The following is a 22,922-nucleotide window of genomic DNA, read 5'->3' as shown; positions in this document are numbered from 1 at the left end:
AGTTTTTAGTTAGATTCCGCTAATAGAAGAAAATATATACAAAAAAAGAGCTATCTCTTTTCAAAGATAGCTCTAGCATACGAATTACTTTTCTACTATTATATTGTCTGCTTTTATAGACACATTTTTCGTGAATCCGCTAACGATAAACATCACAATCATATTCATTAACAGCGCGACTATACCTACATTTAAATCTTTTATATATTGAGGGAAACCCGGAAACATCGTAGCTATAGTTGAACCAGATAAAGTAATATACGCAACCACTAATAACCCAATCCCCATCCCGGCAATTGCTCCTTGCTTCGTAATAACCTGACGTGGAAACAAACTACATACAAGTGCCGGGAAAAGTTGTGTCACTATACTATATCCCATTAAAAGAAGTGCCCCTATCGTTTCTCCACCTTTAAAAGTAAACAAAACAGCTACAAGCGTTACTACAGGAACAAATAATTTCGCTACTTTTGCCACTTGTCGATCCGAGACAGATGGGACCATTGTTCGGTAAATATTTTTCGCTAATAATGTAGAAGCGGCCATGACAAGCATAGAACCTGGAACTAATGCCGTTAAAACTCCAGCACTACCAATAACCCCAATAAACCAAGGATCAAAAGTTTGAAGAGCCAGACGGAATAACGAAAGGTCTACATCCCCTCCCTTTAATCCAGGAACTTGCAAAATAGCTGCGAACCCTGCAAAGAACACGAAAAGTAAAACTAAAGAGTACAGTGGCATAATGGCCGCATTTTTACGAAATACTTTTTCATTTTTTGCAGAGAAAGCAGAGGCAAATGTATGGGGCCACATATAGAAACCGAGAGCTGTTAATACAATAGTAGAAACAAACCAAGAAATGCTCATTCCTTCATCAGGTAAAGATAAAAATCCTGGTTTTGCTGCTTCTACAGCTTCAAACATCGGCTGAAATCCTCCGTAATAATGGTACGGTAAATATATACCTAAAAACATAACGATAAACAGGATCATAATATCCTTCAAAGCGGCCGTCCAAGCAGAGCCGTGTATACCTGAAACCATTACATATATTGTTATAACAATTGCGCCAATCCACACTGCGATAACTGGTGATACCCTTCCGTAAGACGCTTCCGAAACGATAATTCCTAATCCTTTTAACTGTAAAACAAGGTATGGGATAATCGAAATAACCCCAATGATAGAAACGATAAGGCCAAGTGCCTGACTCTTATATTTCTTCACAAAAAAATCTGGCTGTGAAACTAGATTATGCTCTTTTGCATACTTCCAAACTGGTGGTAATAAAAAATAAGATAAAATATAAGCTAACGCACCATAACCTAAAATATAAAAAGTAGGTGCTCCCTTACTATACGCCCATCCACTTCCACCTAAAAATGTGAATGTCGTATAAATTTCACCTGCCATAAGAAGAAAAACAAAAATAGTACCAAAGCCTCTTCCTCCAACTGACCATTGCTCTAAATTCATATCTTTTCCATGTTGCGCCCGAATTCCTAAAAATAGTGCGAGAAACAAAAATAAAATAATGATAAGTAATGCGGTCATTTTACATCCCCCTTATTAGCAGGATCAAATACGTATACAATCCCCATACAAAGAGATGTAATAAGCACTGATAATAATATCCAAAATAATAAAAATGGCATCCCTAATATGTAAGGAGTAACTGAATTAGCAAATACGGGGCCAACAACTAAACAAAAAACTGGAATAAGCGCTAATACGTGTATTTTCTTCATCTCATTCTCCTTTACTTATGAAATTCATAATCGATGATACAAAGACTTGCACGCCAATTGGTAATGCATCTTCATCAATCGTAAAACGAGGGTGATGGTGAGGATATATAATTCCTTTCTCTTTATTTCCTGCTCCGATAAAAAAGAATGTCCCTGGTGCTTTTTGTAAAAACGCTGAAAAATCTTCTCCAGCCATCGTCGGCTGTAAACGAGTAACTCGTTCCCTTCCATAAAGCTGTAATACTGTTTGCTCAATAATCTCTGTCACTTCATAATCATTTACTACTGGACGATATCCATATTCATAAGAAAACGTATATTTCGCTCCGTAAGCTTCCGTCACATGCTTTACAATCTGTTCAATTCTTTTCTCTGTTTCTTCTCGCAACTCATGTCTTAAACTCCGCACTGTCCCTTCAATCTCCGCTTGTTCTGGAATCACATTATGAGTTGTCCCAGCGTGAAATTGCGTAACAGATACTACAAGAGAATCTAACGGATTCGTGAGGCGAGAGACAATTTGCTGAAGTTGCGAAACCACTTGTGTACCAATTGCAATACTATCAACTGTTTCATGAGGGATTCCAGCATGTCCACCTTTTCCTTCTATTATAATTTTAAAAACATCTGGAGCAGCCATTGCGGGACCATAAATTACACCTACTTTTCCAACCTCTAACGATGCCCAAAGGTGAGCACCAATAATATAATCGACCCCTTCCATTACACCCGCTGCAACCATTTCCTCTGCACCGCCAGGAAAGTTTTCTTCAGCATGTTGGAATAGAAAACGAATCTCCCCTTTAATTTTCTCTCTTGCTTCTACTAACTTATGTACAACTCCAAGTAATATCGCTATATGTCCATCATGGCCACATGCATGCATTACACCCGGATATGTAGAAATAAAGTCAAACTCATTTTCTTCATGAATAGGAAGAGCATCCATGTCAGCACGAACCGCAATGGTTTTACCAGGCTGCTTACCAATTAATCTTGCCATTACACTATATTTAGTAGGTCTTAACACTTCTAAATGTGGAATTTTCCGAAGTATGTCGAACACAAACTGTGATGTTTTTTCTTCTTGAAAAGATAACTCTGGATACTTATGAAAATGCCTTCTCCACTCAATCAATTGATTTTTCGATACAACTAGTTCCTTCGCTACATCCATTTCTCTTCTCCCCTTCTTCACCAAGTTAAATGTTATTATAACGTGAATTGTTAACTTTTAAAAGAATCTTCTGAATTTTCTATTATAATTATTTAAAAATAAAAAGCCATCGAAATGATGACTTTTTCATTATTATAAAATAGTAATCGCTTGTTTCCCCATTTGCTCCCACGCTTTCTCAAACTCTGCTCGCGGAACGGCAAAACGCGGATTATTTTTTAGAGGATCATTTACATATACAAAGTTTTGATCGTATCCAACTACTACTACACTATGCTCAAAATATGTAATTTTCACTTCCCCAGAACTTGTATTCCATGTTTCAAAACTACTTTCAGCTAGCGGCTTAAATGTTGTATTAATAATAACCCATACTGGAGAACCAGAACTAATTACCTTATATAGATCTTTCACATCTCTATCTGTTAAATTAATTACTTTTTCAGAAACATATTTTTCTGCTAAATTAAAGATTGGTTTATTGTATACACCATATCCTGGTTCAGCTTTCGTATAAATATTTCCAACAAATCCCTCATACGGATTTCCACGCAAACCATTTTGTTCAAATGGAACTCGATGAATTTCACTAGCAAGTTGCATCTTATCTACTTGCACACCTTTATATTGTAGCAACATAGCTAAGCTTGTCACTTCACATCCACGAGGTAATTCTGGTAACTGCTTTATAAACGGAACATTTTCAATCATAGCCGCTTCTTTCATTTCAGATAGAAAATCTAAGCGTAGCACTTGTGCCTTTTGTATAATCTTATCTTTCCCTATAAAAAACGCTGCAGCAAATATAATTCCAAAAACAAAAAGATATTTTAACTTTTTCATTTTAAACAAAACTCCATTAATTATTATTTTACAGACATACCTCTTACCATTGTACCTTTCTTCTTGCTAGTTTGCTAGAAAGATTCTGTGAATTATTGTTCATAGCTACATCGTTATAAAATTCTAATTATTTTTAATAAAAAGAAAAAACAATATACTTTTTAGCAACATTTTGCTAAAATCAAAATTATTAACATGGTGAAGATATCACCTTGTTAATAAAACCATTCTTAGAGTATTTAGTCATAGTTCGTTTTTTTACATACTCCATTCATTTCATAGCAAATAAACTGAGTATGTGTCACATCCCCCACTAATGATTAAAAACTCAGAATGAAAACCAGTTAACACATATAAGAAAATAACGGGGTGAGGGGCATATGAATCAACAAGTAGAACAAACAGATTTAAAACGCACAATGAAAAGTAGACACCTATTTATGATTGCACTTGGTGGTGTTATCGGAACTGGCCTATTTATGGGATCTGGTCAAATCGTCCATAACGCCGGCCCTGGTGGTGCTATTCTTGCATTTTTAGTCGGTGGATTTGTTATGTATTTAACGATGTTATGTCTTGGTGAATTATCCGTAGCTATGCCAGAAGCAGGTTCATTCCAAAGCTATGCAAGCAAATTTATTTCACCTGGTTTTGGTTTTGTTGTCGGTTGGATGTATTGGTTAAATTGGGCTGTTACAGTTGGAGTAGAGTTAACAACTGTAAGTATTTTAATGAAACGATGGTTTCCAGACGTTTCTTCGTGGATTTGGTGTGTTACATTTGCGGCAGCACTCTTTCTTGTAAACGCTTTATCAGCAAAAGCATATGCAGAAGCAGAATTTTGGTTCGCAAGTGTAAAAGTCGCAACTATTGTTGTTTTCATCGTACTCGGTGGTGCAGTTATGTTCGGTCTACTAGACTTTAACGGAAAACCAGCTCCAATGCTTCACAATTTCACTGAAAATGGCGGCCTATTTCCAAATGGTGCATTAGCTGTTCTTCTTACGATGATCACAGTAAATTACTCCTTCCAAGGAACAGAATTAATCGGAATTGCTTCAGGAGAAAGTGAAAATCCTGAAAAAACAATTCCTAAAGCAATCAAAAATACCATTTGGCGCACACTATTCTTCTTCGTCCTAGCAATATCAGTTGTTGTAGGTTTACTCCCGTGGCAAGAGGCTAATCTAGTCGAAAGTCCATTTGTACTTGTATTTGATGTAGCTGGTGTTCCATATGCAGCAGACATTATGAACTTTGTTATTATTACAGCTGTATTATCCGTAGCCAATTCTGGTCTATACGCAAATTCGCGTATGCTTTGGGCGATGGCAAAACAAGGAATGGCAAGTCCAGCATTTACGAAATTAACTAAAAAAGGTGTACCACTAAACGCATTGATTTTCAGTCTAATCTTTGCAAGTCTATCCCTATTAACAAGTGTATTTGCAGCAGATACTGTCTTTTTAGTTTTAACATCTATCGCAGCAATGGCTGCTGTTGTCGTTTGGATGTCAATTGCGGCTTCACAGTTTTTCTTCCGTAGAAACTTCGTGAAAAACGGTGGTGACATAAATGATTTAAAATATCGCACACCACTTTATCCGCTCGTTCCAATCGTAGCGTTCTCACTCAATTTTATTACATTTGTTAGTTTAGCTTTCATTCCAGATCAGAGAATCGCTCTTTATTGCGGCATTCCATTTATGGTCATTTGTTACATTTTATATCAAGTGAAATATAAAAAAATTGTCACATTTGAACAACAACAGACTATTCCACAAGAAATAAACTAAATATACGAAATATTCAGCTATCTTTCTTATGATAAGATAGCTTTTTTCTATTTCTTGGGTATCCTGGTATAACTTTATTTATCTTAAAATTTTCACAATCGCATTTTTCTCTGGAAAATAGTTTACAATGTAATCAAGTTACAAATGATATTCACCTTAAAAAGTGTGCATTTGTGTCTATTTTTTAACAATATCTCAAAAACTATTGCCTTCTATAAATTAATAGGTTTATATTGTTTTATTGGCATAGTTTCAATCCAAGGAGAAAGGAGATTTTCAATCGTGCAACTAAAGAAAGCGTTTTGGAAGTTGGCTTCGCTTCTTCCGTTATCATTACTTCTGTTCCTCGGTGGCTGTGATAAAAAACTCGCAGTATTAAATCCGCAAGGACCTGTTGCAAAAGCACAGTATGATTTAATTGTTTGGTCATTCTTGCTTATGTCATTAATTATCGCAATTGTATTCATCTTGTTTACAGTCATCTTGATTCGTTATCGTGAAAAACCAGAGAATATGGACTATGAGCCACCTGAACAACACGGTAACACATTATTAGAAATCATTTGGACGCTTGTTCCTGTTATTATCGTTATCGCATTATCGATTCCAACAGTAAAAGCAACTTATGCTTCGGAAGAGGTTCCGAAAGAGTCCAAACATATTAAACCAGTGGAGATTTATGTTACATCTGCAAACTGGAAATGGTTATTCAGTTACCCAGAGGAAAAAATTGAAACCGTTAACTATTTAAACATCCCAGCTGGTGTACCAATTCAATTCAAACTGACTTCTGTCGGCCCAATGAATGCTTTCTGGGTACCAGAACTTGGTGGTATGAAGTACACAATGGATGGCATGATTATGGACCTTTATTTACAAGCTGACAAACCAGGTTCTTACCTAGGTCGTAGCGCGAACTTCTCTGGTGAAGGATTTACTCACATGGAGTTCGAAGTTGAAGCAAAAACTAAAGAGAAATATGACAAGTGGGTTAAAGAAGTACAACAAACTGCTCCTAAACTAACAGAAGATAAGTACAACGAAATTGTTAAACCTGGTGTAGTTGGTCGTATGACATTCTCTAGCCATCACTTAAGTTATGTAGATCCAAAATCACTTGAATATTGTGATTACAACTACTACAAAAACAAAAAATAATAGCTATAATTCCAACAGATTGGAGTGAACACAGTGAAGCTTGATGAATTCTTTGTCACAGGTGACCCGATTATTTACGGTGCAGACGCTTCTATCGTTCTTGTGACATTAGCAATCATTTTCGTACTAACTAAGTATAAAAAATGGAAATGGCTTTGGGACGAATGGTTAACAACTGTTGACCATAAAAAGATTGGGGCCATGTATATTATCTCTGCGGTTATTATGTTATTCCGTGGTGGTATGGACGGTTTAATGATCCGTGCACAGTTAACATTCCCTGAAACAACTTATTTAAACGCTGAACACTATAACGGAATCTTCACAACACATGGTACAGTTATGATTCTTTTCATGGCGATGCCATTCGTTATGGGATTAATGAACCTTGTAGTACCATTACAAATTGGTGCTCGTGACGTTGCATATCCGTTCTTAAATGCTTTAAGTTTCTGGTTATTCTTTGTCGGAGCAATGTTATTCAACATCGCTTTCGTAATCGGTGGTTCTCCAGACGCTGGGTGGACTTCTTACTTCCCAATGGCAGGTACAGAGTTTACTTCTGGTGTAGGAAATAACTACTACGCAATTGCATTACAGATTTCAGGTCTCGGTACGTTAATGACAGGTATTAACTTCCTTGTTACTATCTTAAAAATGCGTACACCTGGTATGACTTTAATGAGAATGCCAATGTTTACTTGGTCAATCTTAATTACAACGATTATCATTATTTTCGCTTTCCCAGTATTAACAGTTGCTCTAGCATTAATGACATTTGACCGTCTATTCGATGCTCACTTCTTTACGATGGCGAGCGGCGGTATGCCAATGTTATGGGCCAACCTATTCTGGGTATGGGGTCACCCTGAAGTATATATCGTTATTTTACCGGCATTCGGTATTTTCTCTGAAATCATTAGTACATTCTCACGTAAACGTCTATTCGGTTACAGTGCGATGGTATACTCAATGGTTGCAATTTCTTTACTAAGTTTCGTCGTATGGCTTCACCACTTCTTCACGATGGGTGCAGGTCCAGCGGTTAACTCATTCTTCTCGATTTCGACAATGGCGATTTCGATTCCAACCGGGGTTAAGATCTTTAACTGGTTGTTTACACTGTATAAAGGACGTATTCGTTTTACAGTTCCAATGCTTTGGTCATTGGCATTTATTCCAAACTTCGTAGTCGGTGGGGTTACAGGGGTTATGCTTGGTATGGCAGCAGCTGATTATCAGTACCATAACAGCTACTTCCTAATCGCTCACTTCCACTACGTATTAATCGCAGGTACAGTATTCGCTATGCTTGCTGGATTCACATTCTGGTATCCAAAAATGACTGGTCATATGTTAAATGAACGCCTAGGTAAATGGACATTCTGGATCTTTATGAGCGGATTCAACATCTGTTTCTTCCCAATGTACTTCTTAGGTTTAGACGGTATGACTCGTCGTATGTACACTTACTCTGAAAGTCTTGGATGGGGATGGCTAAACCAAATCGCATCTGTTGGTGCGGTAATGATGGGTATCGGCTTCCTACTTCTTTGCTACAACGTAATTTGGAGTGCTCGTCACGGTGAACGTGACACAACTGGAGATCCATGGGACGGCCGTACACTTGAATGGGCAACTCAATCTCCTGTACAACATTACAACTTCGCGAAACTTCCTGAAATCAAAGAAGCTGATGCTTTCTGGTACATGAAAAAACGCGGAGAAACAGTTACACCAGCAGCAGAAGACATCAAACCAATTCACATGCCAAGTAACTCTGGTGTGCCTATTATTGCGTCTGGATTCTTCGGTCTTGCAGGTTTCGCATTAGTATTTAGCTGGTTCTGGCTTGCAGCAATCGGCGGCATTGGTATTTTAGCTTGCTTAATCTATCGTTCATTCGATTACGATGAAGGTTACTATATTAGTGTTGATGAAATTAAAAAATCAGAACATGTAGCATGAGAGGTGAAATGATATGGCGGCTTTAGATAAAAGCTTACCTTTGGAATATCAATCCGAACAAAGCAGATTGAATATCCTAGGATTCTGGATTTTTCTTGGGGCTGAAATTATGCTGTTCGCAACACTTTTCGCCTCTTATCTAGTACTTGCTGGTCGTACGGCAGATGGCCCAACACCAGCACAACTGTTTGAACTTAAAACGCTTTTAATTCAAACATTACTACTTTTAACAAGTAGTTTCACATGTGGTATCGTGATTCACGAAATGCGTAAGCACAACCAAAAAGCAATGCTTGGATGGTTCGTCCTTACATTACTTTTAGGTGCAGGCTTCCTATTCTTCGAGATCGAAGAGTTCATTATGTATATTGGTGAAGGCGCAACAATTCAAACAAGTGCTTTCCTATCTGGATTCTTCGTTCTTCTTGGAACGCACGGAGCCCACGTAACAGGCGGTATCATTTGGGCAATTTGTGTTATTATCCAAATTTTAAAACGAGGTTTAACACCAGTTACAGCTCGTAAAGTATTCATTATCAGCTTATACTGGCATTTCCTTGATTTAGTTTGGGTCTTTATTTACACACTAGTTTACTTGAACGGGATGGTGGCGTAAATGGGTCAAAATAACAACCAAGCAAACGGGCATGCGCATAGCGGATTCCCTTGGTCACACGTTTTCGGATTTATTTTATCGCTTGCACTAACGTTTCTAGCGTTGATAGTGGCACTTTATACAAACCTGCCACTATCAACGATCTTAACTACCATTATCATAATGGCTGTTGCGCAAGCGTTGTTACAATTAATTATGTTCATGCATTTAAAAGAAGGAGAAGGAAGAGTTCAAGTTCTTACTATGATTTACAGTTTCTTCGTTGCAACTGCAACAGTTGGTTTAACTGTATGGATCTTCTTCTCAATGTAATGTACATGAAAAAGACTGCTGAGATTCCTCAGCAGTCTTTTTTTATTCCCTCCCCTATTACATCCACATTACGGAATTAACAACAGAATCATGAAAAATATACTTATTATGACAAATGTTAAGAAAACTCTTTCTTTATGAAATCGAATCCATATGCGTTGCTTTTCTACCTATTATATGGCTAAATAAGTACTATATTTATTTGAAGGGAGAGAACGCAATGGAACATCACACTTCTGTTCTATCACTTATGGTTGTCGTTGCAATCGCGTTTTTCGTTCCCCTTTTGTTACAACGCTTTAAATTAAAAGCACTTCCTGTCGTTGTTGCAGAAATCATCGCAGGAATCTTTGTAGGTAAAAGTGGGTTTAATATTATTGAGCCAGATATGTGGCTTCAAGTCTTATCGACACTAGGATTTATCTTTCTTATGTTTTTAAGCGGTTTAGAAATTGATTTTTCTATCTTTAAACAAAAAGGGAAAAAGAACACGACAAACGAACCAAACACATTCCAAGCAGCAAGTATTATCTTCTTATTTATTTTCATCTTATCTTATGCCCTATCCCTACTATTCGTATGGCTAGGATTTGTAGATAATGCAATGTTTATGACTTTAATCATTTCAACAATCTCTTTAGGTGTTGTCGTACCAACATTAAAAGAGAATAACTTAGGAAAAACAGCAATTGGGCAAATCATTTTATTAGTCGCTGTTATTGCGGATTTAGTTACAATGATTTTACTCGCTGTATTCGTCGGATTAAATTCCGAAAGCGGCCAAAGCATGTGGCTCCTTCTTCTTCTATTCGGCGCTGGTATTGTTATTTACTTCGTTGCAAAACGTTTTAAAAACATTCCATACTTAGATAGCTTAAAAGCTGGTAGTGTACAAATTGATACAAGAGCTGTTTTTGCACTCATCTTAATATTAGTTGGGTTATCTGAATCCGTTGGAGCCGAAAATATTTTAGGTGCCTTCTTAGCAGGTGTACTCGTATCATTATTATCACCAAATGAAGATATGGTTGAAAAACTGGATTCTATCGGATACGGTTTCTTCATTCCTATTTTCTTCGTAATAGTTGGTGTAAATTTAGAGGTTTGGTCTATTTTTAAAGAGCCTTCTAGTATGCTAATGATTCCAATTCTAATTGTAGGACTCTTTATCTCAAAACTGTTACCATCACTCGTTTTACGAAAATGGTATCCACGTAATATCGTACTGGGGAGTGCCATCTTATTAACATCGACACTTTCTTTAGTTATTGCAGCTGCACAAATTGGTGAAAAGCTAGGGATCATCAGTCCAAGTTTATCTGCTTCCCTTATTTTAAGCGCAGTTATTACTTGTATTTTTGCGCCTATATTATTTAAAAAGATGTTCCCAAAAGTAGAAACGCCAAAACCAAAAGTTTCTATTATTGGTGCGAGCAGAATTACCCTTCCGTTATCACTTGATTTAAAACGAGAAGATTATGACGTAACACTATATATGATGCGTCAAAATAAAATAAATGATGAGGAAGCGAAATCGCACGACTTCCCTATTGTGAATTTAGATGACATCACAATTGCATCATTAACCGAACAAACAGCATTTCATGCAGACCGCGTTGTTGTTGCAACAAGTGATGATGAACAAAACTTACTATTAGCAGAACATGCAAAAGAACTAGGTGTTGAACATGTTATTGCAAGTGTAGAAGATCCGCTTCTACAAGAAAAAGCAACACAAGAACATATCGCCGTATTCTCAACCATTAACTCTACACGTATTCTATTACGTGCGCTAATTGATAAACCGAGTCTCGTTCGCTTAATTACAACAGCAAACGAAACAGTCCGTGAAGTTGAACTACGAAGCAATAAATATAACGGCGTTGCACTTCGTCGCCTTCCGTTTTTAGGTGATGTACTAGTCATTCAAATTTATCGTGGGAATAAAGCATTAATCCCTCATGGTGATACAAGACTACAACACGGTGACACATTACTTGTAACAGGCTCAAAGGAACATATCGATACACTAAAAAGCATATTAGAATAGAAAAATGCCCCTTACATAATTAAGGGGCATTTTTTTTCCATTCCATATGGTAAAATGTTACTATCACATATTATGAGGATGGATTACATTATGTCTATTATAACTTTAGCTCTCTTATTATTAGCAGAAATACTCGTTGCCATTATTCTCATCGGTGTTAGTATTGAAATTTGTAGTTACGGATGGAAAAAATCAAATGGAATAAAATACTCTTGCCTCTTACTTTCACTCCTTCTCGGAACCGCTAGTATACTCGGACTTTTCGCCGCACCTGCCTATTTCTTTATACAATTAACAGAAAAAGCCTTATAAGAAAGGATGTTAATATGATTACCGTGAAAAATATTGATGGATCTGAAACTTACGTATTACGTCAAAAAATTTTGCGCCCGAATCAAACATTAGCAGATTGTAAATACCCTTCTGACTATGAAACAGATACCTTTCACTTAGGCGCATTTATAAACGATCAACTTATTAGTATCGCTTCTTTCTCAAAGGAAATGCATCCCGACTTACAAGCAGGTATGCATTATCGTCTACGAGGAATGGCCACATTGCCTGAGTTTCGAAACAACCACGCTGGAAGCTCCTTAATTCAGAAAGCAGAACAAATCTTACAAGAGCGTCAAGCAAATATGCTATGGTGTAATGGCCGAATTACTGTAGCTGACTATTACAAGCGCTTAGGCTTCCAAGAACATGGTGAAATCTTTGAAATTGAACCAATTGGCCTTCATAAAGTACTGTATAAAAGAATATAAGAAAAGCTTTCCGCAATACGGGAAAGCTTTTCTTATATTTCAATCTTCACTTTTTATCTTTTTCATATATATGTATATAAACAAACTAGGAACTAAAAAACAAGCAAACATAATAAGTCCTGTCATACTAATTTCCTTTATCGAAATATCTGGTGTTACAACGATACAAATAGCTAAAATCCCAATAACAATACTTACAGGAATTAATAATAGTTTCATGAAATAGCTACGTGATACTCCCCCTGTATGCTCATACACTTCCACTGAATTTTTCAGATTTAAAAAGTTAATAACTACAATCCCACCCATAAATACCATTAATAAATCCGAAACACTTTCATATCCTGCATCTTGCAAAACGTAGCGATAAAAAACAATACCTAGTATGAAAATATTTTGTAAGATGAAAACTAATCTAATATGTTTTAACCCCTCAATCATTAAACGTTCATCTTTCACAATTTTCATCGAATCACTCCTTTTCCTCCCAAAACAAATCATTCAAAGTTTTATCTACTGCATAACAAATTTTCAAACATAAATCTAAAGACGGATTGTATTTGCCCTTCTCAATTAAACTAATCGTTTGCCTTGTAACGCCTACTTTTTCTGCTAATTGTTGCTGTGTTAAATCTAACTGAACACGCGCGACTTTTATTTTACTTACAGCCATTCATGTTCCCCCTCCATCCATATTGTAACATATATATTCCATTAAGTAATTTATATTTTGCGTGACTGATTATAGTTTCACTTTACCCCGCATTAACGGGCAGTAAGACTCCCTCCTAATAATTAAGCTAATAACCAGATATCCAGAGAGAGTCAAACTGCCCATAAAAGCCCGATTGGTTCAACTAATAATCAGTGGGGGATGAACAGAACCCCCACTGATTATAGTTTCACTTTATTATACACAAAAAAGGAGCCCCTCATAAGAAGCCCCCTCTCCTATATTATAAGAATAAATGACATCCAAATAAAATTGTAAATAAGTAGAGTAACGGATGTACCTCCATCCCTTTCCCTTTCACAATTTTTAAGACTGGATACACTAAAAATCCAATTGCAATTCCATTCGCAATACTAGACGTTAACGGAATACCAACGAAAATTAAAAATGCTGGTAATGCATCTTCAAATTCATTCCAATTAATATCACGAATACTTTGTGCCATTAAACTACCTACAATAATTAATGAAGGAGCTGTAATAGCGGCTACACTTGATAAAGAAGCAATAACAGGGCTGAAGAATGCTGTTATAATCGTTAGGCCAACTACTACAATACCTGTTAATCCTGTTTTACCACCTGCAGCAATACCAGCTGAAGATTCAATCGTCGCTGCTGTTGGGCTTGTCCCAAAGATAGAACCTGTAGTACCGCCAATTGCATCCGCAATAAATGCTTTACCAAAACGTTTCTCTGTATTATCTGTAATTAAGCCTGCTTGTTTAATTAAACCGAGTAATGCTCCTGTTGTATCAAATAACAGTACAAGTAAAAATGAAAATACAACGCCATATAATCCGTATTCAATTACATCTGAAAAGGCGTTAATTGGATTTGAAACGATAATCCCCTCTGGTAAATGAGGCATCGCAACAATTTTATCCGTAAACTTCAGCTGCCCTGTAAAGAAGGCAATAATTCCTGTCACAATCATACTAATAAATAATGCACCGCTCACACGCAATGTCATTAATACCGCCGCTAAAATCAAACCAATTAAAGTTAAAATAACGGCTGGAGAATGGAAATCACCAATCGTAACTAAGTTAGATGGATGATCAACGATAATTCCAGATAGACGTAATCCAATAAAAGCAATAAATAACCCAATTCCACCTGCAATTGCATGTTTTAAACTATCAGGAATTGCGACAATAAGCTTTTGCCTAAATGAAGTGAAAGATAATAAAAGAAAAATGATACCTGTTACAAATACTGCTGAAAACGCAATGACATATGTAATCCCCTCTGCCTGTTGAACGACAGAATAAGCAAAATACGCATTCATTCCCATAGCTGGAGCAATAACAATTGGATAGTTAGCTAAAAACGCCATACATAGCGTCCCTACAACAGTCGCAATAATAGTTGCCGTAAAAGCTTGATCAAATGGTACACCTGCATCAGATAATATTTTCGGATTGATGACAAGAATATACGCAAATGTAAAAAAAGTTGTGATGCCAGCTAAAAGCTCTTGCTTCACAGAAGTGTTATATTTTTGTAATTGAAACATGGTTATGTACCCTTCCTACATCTGAATTATTATCACACATTCTTTTCTTACTAGTATGTGAGAAAATATAATACTTAATCTTAACAATCAATAAAAAGAAGAGTCAATATATTCGCTAATAGTTCGAATTTTAAGTTTAAGTCTGACAAGTACAGATGTAGTACAGTTAATAATGATTATTTTTGTAGCATAACAGATGGAAATGTTTTATAATTTGAAATAGTTAAATATTTAGTAAACGCATTCAAATATCGTTCACTCTACAAGGGGGATTCTTCTTATGCAGCACACAAACAAATCTGGAACTTTAAACCGAGGTTTAAAAGAACGACATATTACTTTAATGTCACTCGGTTCAGCTATTGGCGTTGGACTATTTTTAGGATCTGCTTCTGCTATTAAACTAGCTGGTCCTTCTATTTTACTAGGCTATATGATTGCTGGACTCGTTATTTTTTTCATTATGCGAGCACTCGGAGAAATGGCAATTGAACAACCTGTTGCTGGCTCTTTTAGTAAATATGCATATGATTATCTTGGACCACTAGCTGGCTATATTACCGGTTGGAACTACTGGTTCTTATGGGTTGTTACTTGCATGGCTGAAATTACGGCTGCTGGCATTTACATGCAGTACTGGTTCCCAGATATTCCGCGCTGGACTTGGGCTTTACTCGCTCTATTATTAATGAGTGCTTTCAACTTTTTATCTGTAAAAATATTTGGAGAACTTGAATTTTGGTTTGCTCTCATTAAAATTGTCACAATTATCTGTATGATAGTAGTTGGGGCTGGTATTATTTTATTTGGCTTCGGAAACGGTGGTATCGCTACTGGCATTTCAAACCTTTGGTCACATGGTGGCTGGTTCCCAAATGGTTTTTCTGGGTTACTCCTCTCCATGCAAATGGTGCTATTCGCTTATTTAGGCGTTGAATTAATCGGCGTTACAGCGGGTGAAGCGCAAAACCCGAAAAAAACACTCGCAAAAGCAATCGATAACGTATTTTGGAGAATATTACTGTTCTACGTTGGGGCTCTATTCGTTATGATGGCAATTTATCCATGGAACGAACTTGGTGAGAAAGGAAGTCCATTTGTATTAACATTCCAGCAAATCGGTATCGCAAAAGCAGCAGGAATTATTAACTTCGTCGTATTAACAGCAGCTCTTTCTTCTTGTAATGGTGGTTTATTTAGTACAGGCCGTATGCTGTATACATTAGCTCAACAGAAAAAAGCTCCGGAAAGATTCGGTCGTTTAAATAAAAATGGCATTCCAAGTCAAGGAATTGTAGCAACAGCAATCGTTTTACTCGTTGGTGTTATATTAAACTATCTTGTGCCCGCAAAAGTATTTACATGGCTCACTAGTATTTCAACTTTCGGGGCAATTTGGACTTGGGGGATTATATTAGTCGCTCAAATTAAGTTCCGTAAAAGTTTGCCGACGCAAAACAAACAAAAGTTATCGTATAAAATGCCTTTATACCCATTAAGTTCATATTTCTCACTTGCTTTCCTTGCACTCGTATTATGTATAATGGCGTATTCAGAAGATACAAGGATTGCATTAATTGTTGGACCAATTTGGCTTATCGGTTTAGCTGTCGTGTATTACATGAAAGGTTTTCATAAAATTGATGAAACACCTAATTCAAAAATTAGTTAAGCAAAACATCCCTTCCTTATTACTTGGAAGGGATATTTTTATGCCTATATAAATATTTCTCAACAAATTTCACGGTATTTTTACAAATTTTTAATATTTTTTATGTTTTCCGTCTTTATTTTTACAGAAAAATAAATTACATTATTAAAGCACATATATTTATTATTAGGGGGATTCTTCTATGAAGAATAAAAAATGGATTACATTTTCTTTAGCAACAGCAATTACACTAAGCATAGGGGCTTCGTTCATACCATCTACTTATGCCGAAAGCTCTGTAGACCCAGCTCCTGAAATTGCTGCAAAAGTTGTAAATCAAAACAATGGGAAAAAAGTATTATTCGATAATACACACGGTCAAACTGCCGGGACTGCTGACTGGGTTATCGATGGTGGCTTTTCTGATTTCGGAAACGGCATTGCCCAAAACGGCTATCATGTAAAAGAACTACGTAAATCAACACCGATTACATACGAAGATTTAAAAGACTACAATGTGTTTATCGTTCCAGAAGCAAATATTCCTTACAAAAAATCTGAACAAGATGCTATGTTACAATACGTGAAAAATGGCGGTAGTATCTTCTTCATTGCCGATCATTATAATGCAGATCGTAATAAAAATCGTTGGGACTCTTCTGAAGTATTTAACGGATATAGACGCGGTGCTTGGGATAATCCAGCAAAAGGAATGTCTAACGAAGAAGCCAATTCACAAGCTATGCAAGGAGTAGAAAGCTCTGATTGGCTATCTGACAACTTCGGTATTCGCTTCCGCTATAATGCAATCGGTGATGTTTCCGTTAAAAATATTGTATCACCTGAACAATCATTCGGAATTACAGAAGGGGTTTCATCTGTAGCAATGCATGCTGGTTCTACTTTAGCAATTACAAATCCAAAACTAGCAAAAGGACTTGTTTATCTTCCAGAAAACCCAGCAAAATGGAATAACGCTGTTGATAGCGGTGTGTATAACGGCGGTGGTGTTGCAGAAGGTCCTTATGCTGCTATCGCAAAAGTAGGGCTTGGAAAAGCTGCCTTTATTGGAGACTCTTCTCCTGTTGAAGATGCTACGCCAAAATACGTTCGTGAAGACTCTGGCCAAACAAAGAAAACTTACGATGGATATAAAGAAGAAAACGATGCTATCTTACTAGAAAATATCGTAAATTGGCTATCGAAAAAAGAGACATTTACAAGTTTAGATCAAGTAAATGGTTTACAGCTTGATTTACCTACCACTTTACAAACATTTGAACAACCAAGCTTATCAACTGAGCCACAACCTGAACCTTGGAGTGCGCCAAATGCAGGTTATCAATGGTTTAATACAAATACTTTTAAACCTGGTTCATATGGCTATAACGGTGCAGTAACAACAAATGACTACGTAGTTACACACCCTAGCACTCTACCAAACAATGAAGTGTTCCAAATCAAAATTCAAGTAAATAACTTATTACCAAACACAACATACAATAATTATTCTTTAGGTATATTCACTACTGGCGGTACACAAGTAGCAAAAGTTCAAAATACAAACGGCACTTGGCCATCTACTTTCGGATATAGTAGTGCATTTTCTTTCACAACAAACAGCTTAGGTTCTGCTGAAAAAATTGTGAACGTACAAATCGATCCAAATACGACTGGACAAGCAACACTTCGTCTACGTCAAAATACGACAGCGAAATATAGTGAGACTGTAACGATTAATAAGAAATAATGAAAAAGGCAATCCGGATATGGATTGCCTTCTTCTCATTTCTCTTCTTTTGAAAAAAACATTCTTGAAATAACGATACCTATACTTCCTACGATTAAGAATAACACTGCCCTAATCATCATTGAAGCTTCTGGTAAGTCTAGAAGAAATAGCTTTCCTATCGTTACGACTAACACGACTAAGCCGGCATATAATATTTCATTCATATTTTTATTCCGGCCAAGCCAAACTGCAAATAATGCATACACCATCCATAATAACGATACAGATACACTTATTATGCTTCCATCTGTGGACAAAACTTCACCGATTCTAGTAATTGTAATAAATACAATCACCATAAACCAATAGAGTGCTATAGAATACACATACTTGCCAAAGCTCGCTAATACATCTTTCGCTTGTCTCATGCAATAATAGAGCGTGCCAATTAAAATAAGATGAGCAACAAAGCCTGCCGAAATAAATTGATCAAACGGGCTAAAAATAGTCTGTATCATTCCAATTGCGTAAACCGTCGCACTAACATACAATTTTATCTGTTGTTTTCCTTTAATAGAAGTAAACATACCGAGGAAGCCTTGTAATAATAGTACAATCGCTGCATTCACTAAACTATACTCATATAAAATCGCTAAACTAAAGGCCCCCATTGCGAAACCAAATAAAAGATTTGTAAATGTAGAATGTCTATTCTTCCTATATTCAAACACGAACATAATAGCGTGCACGAGTGCACTTATCATTAATCCCCATGTTGTAAATTCAGGTATTTTTGAAATGGCTAATATAAAGAAGACTGCATTCGCACTAAATATCGCCAAGCGTGGCTCTACTATAAAACTTCTCTCCGTAAACATATGCCAAAATAATAGTAAGTGAATTAAACCATAAACTACTGTTAACTGGACTTGCAAATCCTCTACTAACATTGACATAACAGCAAAGAAGACAAAAAGAACAATAGCAGCAACAACATAAGAAATCATATATAAATACTGATAACGATTTTTCAACGCATACCATAATAAGCTGAGCGTTAGTATCATCTCATATCCAAAGAAAATATACGGATTAGGAGTTGTACTATTTAATAAGAATGGCACGAAGAAAGCTCCTACCGCTACAAATATAGTAAGATATTCCGATTGATACTTCTTCGCTATATAAATACCTAAAATGACCCATGCAATATTACATACAAACGCAACACTCGCTGGAATAAATCCATATAAATAATGTGCCGCAAATGTCGTTAAAACTATACCCGTAATACTTCCTCCTGCTAGCACTAACCCTAATGCTTGCCGCTCGCGTTTAATTTGAATATCCCCTATATAATAAAAACCGATTGATAGGACAATACCAAACACAATTCGTATTGCTGGTGTTAATAATCCCGCATCTACCCCTGCTTTAAATAACCAAATTACTCCAAGCAACATAATACCGACAAATATGCGCGGTAACCACGTTTGGCAAAACTTAATAATATTAAATGGTTCTCGTTTAAAAGCAGATATATCCACTTGTTTTACCTCACGTTCTTGCACAGGTTCTTTTATTGTAACTACTTCTTCTTTTTGTTTTTCTTCCGTCACCGTTTCAATATATTCTTTCTTTTCCTTACTAACATGTTGCTTAGCATTTTCTGCTTCTATTTCTCTTTGTTTGGCTTTCAATTCAAAAAGTGCTTCTTGAATCGTTTCAATTGCCGTTTCGAGTGCTTCTATTTTCTTATTCAAATCCTCCTTCATACGCTCCCCCCTTATCCGTTCAAAACCTATATATTACCAATTACCTTTATCATACTCTTAGTCTATTCATTTTCAATACTATTTTTCCAAAAAAGAAAGGTGTTTTCCGAAATCGGAAAACACCTTTTACTCATTTCTTCTTATTTAAAACACTACTCACGATAACACCAATACAAGCACCTATAATAGCTGGAACAATCCACCCAACACCTTCCATATAAAACGGAATGTATTTCAATACTGATGTCCACTGATTCATCATCACATTTTTATTGAAAATATCAACTGCACTAAACACCGCTACAATTCCAACAGTTACTGTATATACGTATGCATACTTCTCAATATACTTATGGAATAGCCCTAAAATAATAAGCGTTAATGCAACTGGATAAATAAATCCAAGAATCGGTACTGATACTTTTAAAATTTGTGTTAATCCTAAATTAGCTAAAATCATACTAACCAAACTTAATATAAATGCCCAAACTTTATAAGCTACTTTCGGAAATGCACTTGCGAAAAATTGACTACAAGATGTAACAAGTCCGATTGACACACATAAACACGCGATCGTAAAAATAAGACCTAATAAAACGACCCCGCCTTGCCCAAATAATGTAGTCATCACTTGCGCTAACACTTGCGCGCCATTATCAAATGTCCCCAATGAACCACTCATTGAACCGACATATCCAAGTATGACATAAATAATAGATAATAATAGTCCTGCACCAATTCCAGCAATACTCATATATTTCGCTAAACCTTTATCATCTTCAATACCTTTTGCACGAAGAGCATTTGCAATCACAATCCCAAAAATTAAAGCTGCTAATGCATCCATCGTTAAATATCCATCTAAAAACCCTTGGAACATAGGCGCTTGTCCATAATTTCCAGCAGCCTCTTTCACACTACCTACTGATGTAAACATGCTTTTTATAAAGATAAGAGCAATCATACCTAATAATAATGGTGTTAAAACCTTTCCGAACAACCCCATTAATTTAGACGGTGATAAACTTAACCAGTACACAATACTAAAGAAAATAACTGTGTAACATAATAAGACTACGCTACCCGCTTCCGGAAATAGCTGACCCGGTCCCATTTCAAAAGCTAGACTTCCTGCACGCGGAATACCAAGGCCTGGTCCAATAAATACATACACGATACACGGAAAAATAATGGCGAATGAAGAATGAACTCTACCCGCTAGCGTTTGAAAACTTCCTGCTTTTGCAATCGCAATAACTCCCAATATCGGAAGACCTGTTGCTGATATAATAAACCCTACTAATGAAATCCACACATGTTCTCCTGCTTCATACCCAAGAAAAGGTGGAAATATAAGATTCCCCGCTCCAAAGAACATCGAGAATAACATAAGACTAATAAGTAAAATTTCTTTTTTCTGTAACAATTTCATTTCTTTCTCCTTCTTTAATTTCATCTTTTATGAAATCAATTTCACATATAAAAAAGTGCAATAAACCGCTTCTTTACAAAGAAAACATAGTCCATAGTCTAACATAAAAGAAACACTCATTCTATAGCTATATCCCTTTTCCAATTTCTTCTGAAAAATCAACCTTTATTGACTTATAATAGTTAATAAAGTAAAATATTAAATGTACAAAATTATTAACTTTGTTTTTGTTTGTGTCAGGAGGAAAATAACATGGAATCAGCGATACAACTAGAAAGAGAACAACAAAGAAAAAAGAAACATCCTCCAGGTTTATACTTACTCTTCTTTACAGAAATGTGGGAAAGATTTAGTTACTATGGATTACGAGGATTATTAACATTATATTTAACGACAGCTTTAGTAAGCGGTGGTCTTGGGTTTAGTCCTGGATGGGCACTCTCTATTTACGGATTTTACACTGGAGCCTGTTATTTCACACCGATGATTGGTGGATACTTAACAGACCGTTTTCTAGGTAGACGAAAAGCGATCACAATTGGTGGTATAACAATGGCAATCGGTAACCTTACACTATTTGCCTTACAAAACCAAGTCGGCCTATACCTCGGATTAGCGCTTATTATTATCGGTAATGGATTCTTCAAACCGAACATCTCTACACTGGTTGGGGAATTATACGAAGAGAACGATCCAAAACGTGATAGTGCATTTACCATTTTCTATATGGGTATTAATGTCGGATCATTTTTAGCTCCACTCGTTTGCGGATTTTTATCAGAAAATTTATTCAAAACAACGGTTGATGGCGTTGTACATTACGGATTCCGTTACGGATTCTTAGCCGCTTCAATCGGAATGATCATTGGACAAATTTTATTTACAACACTATCCAATCGCTTCCTTGGTGATATCGGTAAAAAACCAACTCGCGATTTACAAACAACAGATGGACAACCATCAGTAGGAGATACACCTTTAACAAAAAAAGAAAAACAACGTACTGCAGTTATCGTCATTTTAACATGCTTCGTTGTCTTCTTCTGGGCTGGCTTTGAACAAGCTGGTAGTTCATTAACATTATATACAAACAAATTTGTAGACCGCTCTGTGTTCGGATGGGAAGTTCCAACATCTTGGTTCCAATCGGTCAATCCATTATTTATTATTTTACTTGCTCCAGTTATTTCGGCATTATGGGCAAAACTTGCAACTCGCAAGCGCGGGGATTTAAAAATCCCAACTAAAATGGGACTTGGTATGATCTTGCTCGGTATCGGTTATATCATTCTCGTTATTGCTACATTAAAAACAGGTAGTGATGAACATAACATTACAGAAAAAGCAAACTTACTATTTATCGTCTTTACGTATCTTTTCCATACGTTAGGTGAGCTATTCTTATCACCTGTTGGACTATCAATGGTTAGTGCGCTTGCCCCAGTAAAACTTGCTTCTTTATTAATGGGAGTATGGTTAGCAAGCTCAGGAATCGCTAACATTTTAGGTGGACAACTTGCAAGCTTCACAACTTCACTTGGATATGCTGAAGTATTTACAGTAATTGGCGCTGTAGCAATTGTATTAGGCTGCGTTTTATTACTAATTTCTAAGAAGTTAGTGAAATGGATGGATTAAAAAAGATGAG

20 protein-coding genes are annotated in these 22,922 nt (G+C 36.3%); 11 read left to right on the top strand and 9 right to left on the bottom strand.

Features of this window, described 5'->3' with window-relative positions:
- Window positions 1-84: 84 nt before the first annotated feature.
- The 4 genes from PSR14_RS04290 to PSR14_RS04275 form a co-directional block, all read right to left on the bottom strand.
- Window positions 85-1,557 carry a sodium:solute symporter gene (locus tag PSR14_RS04290; RefSeq protein ID WP_000125922.1) on the bottom strand — a complete coding sequence of 491 codons (1,473 nt, stop codon included), beginning with the start codon at window positions 1,555-1,557 and terminating at the stop codon, window positions 85-87.
- Entirely contained in the window at window positions 1,554-1,751 is a 198-nt protein-coding gene (locus tag PSR14_RS04285) for a DUF3311 domain-containing protein (RefSeq protein ID WP_000719858.1), read from the bottom strand. The genes PSR14_RS04290 and PSR14_RS04285 overlap by 4 nt, the downstream gene beginning before the upstream one ends.
- Window position 1,752: 1 nt before the next feature.
- A complete protein-coding gene (locus PSR14_RS04280; RefSeq protein ID WP_000382134.1) occupies window positions 1,753-2,928 on the bottom strand; it encodes an amidohydrolase in 1,176 nt (391 codons plus the stop codon).
- Between the two features lie 132 nt (window positions 2,929-3,060).
- Window positions 3,061-3,771 (bottom strand): C39 family peptidase, encoded by a 711-nt coding sequence (locus tag PSR14_RS04275; protein WP_000734470.1) that lies wholly within the window; start codon window positions 3,769-3,771, stop codon window positions 3,061-3,063.
- 380 nt (window positions 3,772-4,151) lie between these two features.
- On the opposite strand from PSR14_RS04275, the gene PSR14_RS04270 reads away from it, so the two are divergent.
- The 8 genes from PSR14_RS04270 (at window position 4,152) to PSR14_RS04235 (ending at window position 12,435) form a co-directional block, all read left to right on the top strand.
- The gene (locus PSR14_RS04270) at window positions 4,152-5,567 is read left to right on the top strand and encodes an amino acid permease (protein ID WP_001977922.1); all 1,416 of its coding nucleotides are present in this window, start codon (window positions 4,152-4,154) and stop codon (window positions 5,565-5,567) included.
- Window positions 5,568-5,849: 282 nt separating this feature from the next.
- Window positions 5,850-6,725 (top strand): cytochrome aa3 quinol oxidase subunit II, encoded by an 876-nt coding sequence (locus PSR14_RS04265; RefSeq protein ID WP_001176167.1) that lies wholly within the window; start codon window positions 5,850-5,852, stop codon window positions 6,723-6,725.
- A 33-nt stretch (window positions 6,726-6,758) separates the two neighbouring features.
- On the top strand, window positions 6,759-8,693 hold the full coding sequence (gene qoxB / locus PSR14_RS04260) for a cytochrome aa3 quinol oxidase subunit I (protein WP_000762372.1): 1,935 nt from the start codon (window positions 6,759-6,761) through the stop codon (window positions 8,691-8,693).
- A 13-nt stretch (window positions 8,694-8,706) separates the two neighbouring features.
- The gene (qoxC, locus tag PSR14_RS04255) at window positions 8,707-9,309 is read left to right on the top strand and encodes a cytochrome aa3 quinol oxidase subunit III (RefSeq protein WP_000729317.1); all 603 of its coding nucleotides are present in this window, start codon (window positions 8,707-8,709) and stop codon (window positions 9,307-9,309) included.
- A complete protein-coding gene (gene qoxD, locus PSR14_RS04250; RefSeq protein WP_098487523.1) occupies window positions 9,310-9,621 on the top strand; it encodes a cytochrome aa3 quinol oxidase subunit IV in 312 nt (103 codons plus the stop codon). It begins immediately after the preceding gene.
- 220 nt (window positions 9,622-9,841) lie between these two features.
- On the top strand, window positions 9,842-11,671 hold the full coding sequence (locus PSR14_RS04245) for a monovalent cation:proton antiporter family protein (protein ID WP_098487522.1): 1,830 nt from the start codon (window positions 9,842-9,844) through the stop codon (window positions 11,669-11,671).
- A 54-nt stretch (window positions 11,672-11,725) separates the two neighbouring features.
- The gene (locus tag PSR14_RS04240) at window positions 11,726-11,983 is read left to right on the top strand and encodes a DUF4022 family protein (RefSeq protein ID WP_003296716.1); all 258 of its coding nucleotides are present in this window, start codon (window positions 11,726-11,728) and stop codon (window positions 11,981-11,983) included.
- A 14-nt stretch (window positions 11,984-11,997) separates the two neighbouring features.
- On the top strand, window positions 11,998-12,435 hold the full coding sequence (locus PSR14_RS04235) for a GNAT family N-acetyltransferase (RefSeq protein WP_000633748.1): 438 nt from the start codon (window positions 11,998-12,000) through the stop codon (window positions 12,433-12,435).
- Window positions 12,436-12,474: 39 nt separating this feature from the next.
- On the opposite strand, the gene PSR14_RS04230 is transcribed toward PSR14_RS04235, so the two are convergent.
- The 3 genes from PSR14_RS04230 to PSR14_RS04220 all read right to left on the bottom strand — a co-directional run bounded on the left by PSR14_RS04230 (window position 12,475) and on the right by PSR14_RS04220 (window position 14,684).
- Entirely contained in the window at window positions 12,475-12,903 is a 429-nt protein-coding gene (locus PSR14_RS04230; protein ID WP_074540891.1) for a hypothetical protein, read from the bottom strand.
- Window positions 12,904-12,907: 4 nt separating this feature from the next.
- Window positions 12,908-13,108, bottom strand: a complete 201-nt coding sequence (locus tag PSR14_RS04225; RefSeq protein ID WP_000301182.1) for a helix-turn-helix transcriptional regulator — start codon at window positions 13,106-13,108, stop codon at window positions 12,908-12,910.
- Window positions 13,109-13,391: 283 nt separating this feature from the next.
- Entirely contained in the window at window positions 13,392-14,684 is a 1,293-nt protein-coding gene (locus tag PSR14_RS04220; RefSeq protein WP_000487209.1) for an NCS2 family permease, read from the bottom strand.
- A 280-nt stretch (window positions 14,685-14,964) separates the two neighbouring features.
- On the opposite strand from PSR14_RS04220, the gene PSR14_RS04215 reads away from it, so the two are divergent.
- Complete coding sequence (locus tag PSR14_RS04215) at window positions 14,965-16,356, top strand: amino acid permease (RefSeq protein WP_406644157.1); 1,392 nt, start codon at window positions 14,965-14,967, stop codon at window positions 16,354-16,356.
- 181 nt (window positions 16,357-16,537) lie between these two features.
- The gene (locus PSR14_RS04210) at window positions 16,538-18,085 is read left to right on the top strand and encodes a DNA-binding protein (RefSeq protein WP_098487521.1); all 1,548 of its coding nucleotides are present in this window, start codon (window positions 16,538-16,540) and stop codon (window positions 18,083-18,085) included.
- 35 nt (window positions 18,086-18,120) lie between these two features.
- Here the strand turns inward: PSR14_RS04210 and PSR14_RS04205 are convergent, their stop codons facing one another.
- A complete protein-coding gene (locus PSR14_RS04205) occupies window positions 18,121-19,842 on the bottom strand; it encodes a DUF2339 domain-containing protein (protein ID WP_098487520.1) in 1,722 nt (573 codons plus the stop codon).
- Between the two features lie 130 nt (window positions 19,843-19,972).
- Window positions 19,973-21,274: a branched-chain amino acid transport system II carrier protein BrnQ1 gene (gene brnQ1, locus PSR14_RS04200; protein WP_098487519.1), complete on the bottom strand. Its 1,302-nt coding sequence runs from the start codon at window positions 21,272-21,274 to the stop codon at window positions 19,973-19,975.
- 252 nt (window positions 21,275-21,526) lie between these two features.
- On the opposite strand from brnQ1, the gene PSR14_RS04195 reads away from it, so the two are divergent.
- The gene (locus PSR14_RS04195) at window positions 21,527-22,912 is read left to right on the top strand and encodes a peptide MFS transporter (RefSeq protein ID WP_000443153.1); all 1,386 of its coding nucleotides are present in this window, start codon (window positions 21,527-21,529) and stop codon (window positions 22,910-22,912) included.
- Window positions 22,913-22,922 lie beyond the last annotated feature (10 nt).

Origin of the sequence: Bacillus sp. A01H (genome assembly GCF_045277205.1) — a bacterium.
Classification (GTDB): Bacteria; Bacillota; Bacilli; order Bacillales; family Bacillaceae_G; genus Bacillus_A; species Bacillus_A paranthracis.
Note: the sequence above shows the minus strand (reverse complement) of the source record. Positions and strands in the feature narration are given on the sequence as shown.

Coding starts and splice junctions, on each gene's coding strand:
- PSR14_RS04205 (WP_098487520.1), bottom strand. CDS start 19,842: ATGAAGGAGGATTTGAATAAGAAAATAGAAGCACTCGAAACGGCAATT.
- PSR14_RS04210 (WP_098487521.1), top strand. CDS start 16,538: ATGAAGAATAAAAAATGGATTACATTTTCTTTAGCAACAGCAATTACA.
- brnQ1 (WP_098487519.1), bottom strand. CDS start 21,274: ATGAAATTGTTACAGAAAAAAGAAATTTTACTTATTAGTCTTATGTTA.
- PSR14_RS04225 (WP_000301182.1), bottom strand. CDS start 13,108: ATGGCTGTAAGTAAAATAAAAGTCGCGCGTGTTCAGTTAGATTTAACA.
- qoxD (WP_098487523.1), top strand. CDS start 9,310: ATGGGTCAAAATAACAACCAAGCAAACGGGCATGCGCATAGCGGATTC.
- PSR14_RS04215 (WP_406644157.1), top strand. CDS start 14,965: ATGCAGCACACAAACAAATCTGGAACTTTAAACCGAGGTTTAAAAGAA.
- PSR14_RS04195 (WP_000443153.1), top strand. CDS start 21,527: ATGGAATCAGCGATACAACTAGAAAGAGAACAACAAAGAAAAAAGAAA.
- PSR14_RS04230 (WP_074540891.1), bottom strand. CDS start 12,903: ATGAAAATTGTGAAAGATGAACGTTTAATGATTGAGGGGTTAAAACAT.
- PSR14_RS04240 (WP_003296716.1), top strand. CDS start 11,726: ATGTTACTATCACATATTATGAGGATGGATTACATTATGTCTATTATA.
- PSR14_RS04275 (WP_000734470.1), bottom strand. CDS start 3,771: ATGAAAAAGTTAAAATATCTTTTTGTTTTTGGAATTATATTTGCTGCA.
- PSR14_RS04285 (WP_000719858.1), bottom strand. CDS start 1,751: ATGAAGAAAATACACGTATTAGCGCTTATTCCAGTTTTTTGTTTAGTT.
- PSR14_RS04290 (WP_000125922.1), bottom strand. CDS start 1,557: ATGACCGCATTACTTATCATTATTTTATTTTTGTTTCTCGCACTATTT.
- PSR14_RS04235 (WP_000633748.1), top strand. CDS start 11,998: ATGATTACCGTGAAAAATATTGATGGATCTGAAACTTACGTATTACGT.
- PSR14_RS04220 (WP_000487209.1), bottom strand. CDS start 14,684: ATGTTTCAATTACAAAAATATAACACTTCTGTGAAGCAAGAGCTTTTA.
- qoxC (WP_000729317.1), top strand. CDS start 8,707: ATGGCGGCTTTAGATAAAAGCTTACCTTTGGAATATCAATCCGAACAA.
- PSR14_RS04270 (WP_001977922.1), top strand. CDS start 4,152: ATGAATCAACAAGTAGAACAAACAGATTTAAAACGCACAATGAAAAGT.
- PSR14_RS04280 (WP_000382134.1), bottom strand. CDS start 2,928: ATGGATGTAGCGAAGGAACTAGTTGTATCGAAAAATCAATTGATTGAG.
- PSR14_RS04245 (WP_098487522.1), top strand. CDS start 9,842: ATGGAACATCACACTTCTGTTCTATCACTTATGGTTGTCGTTGCAATC.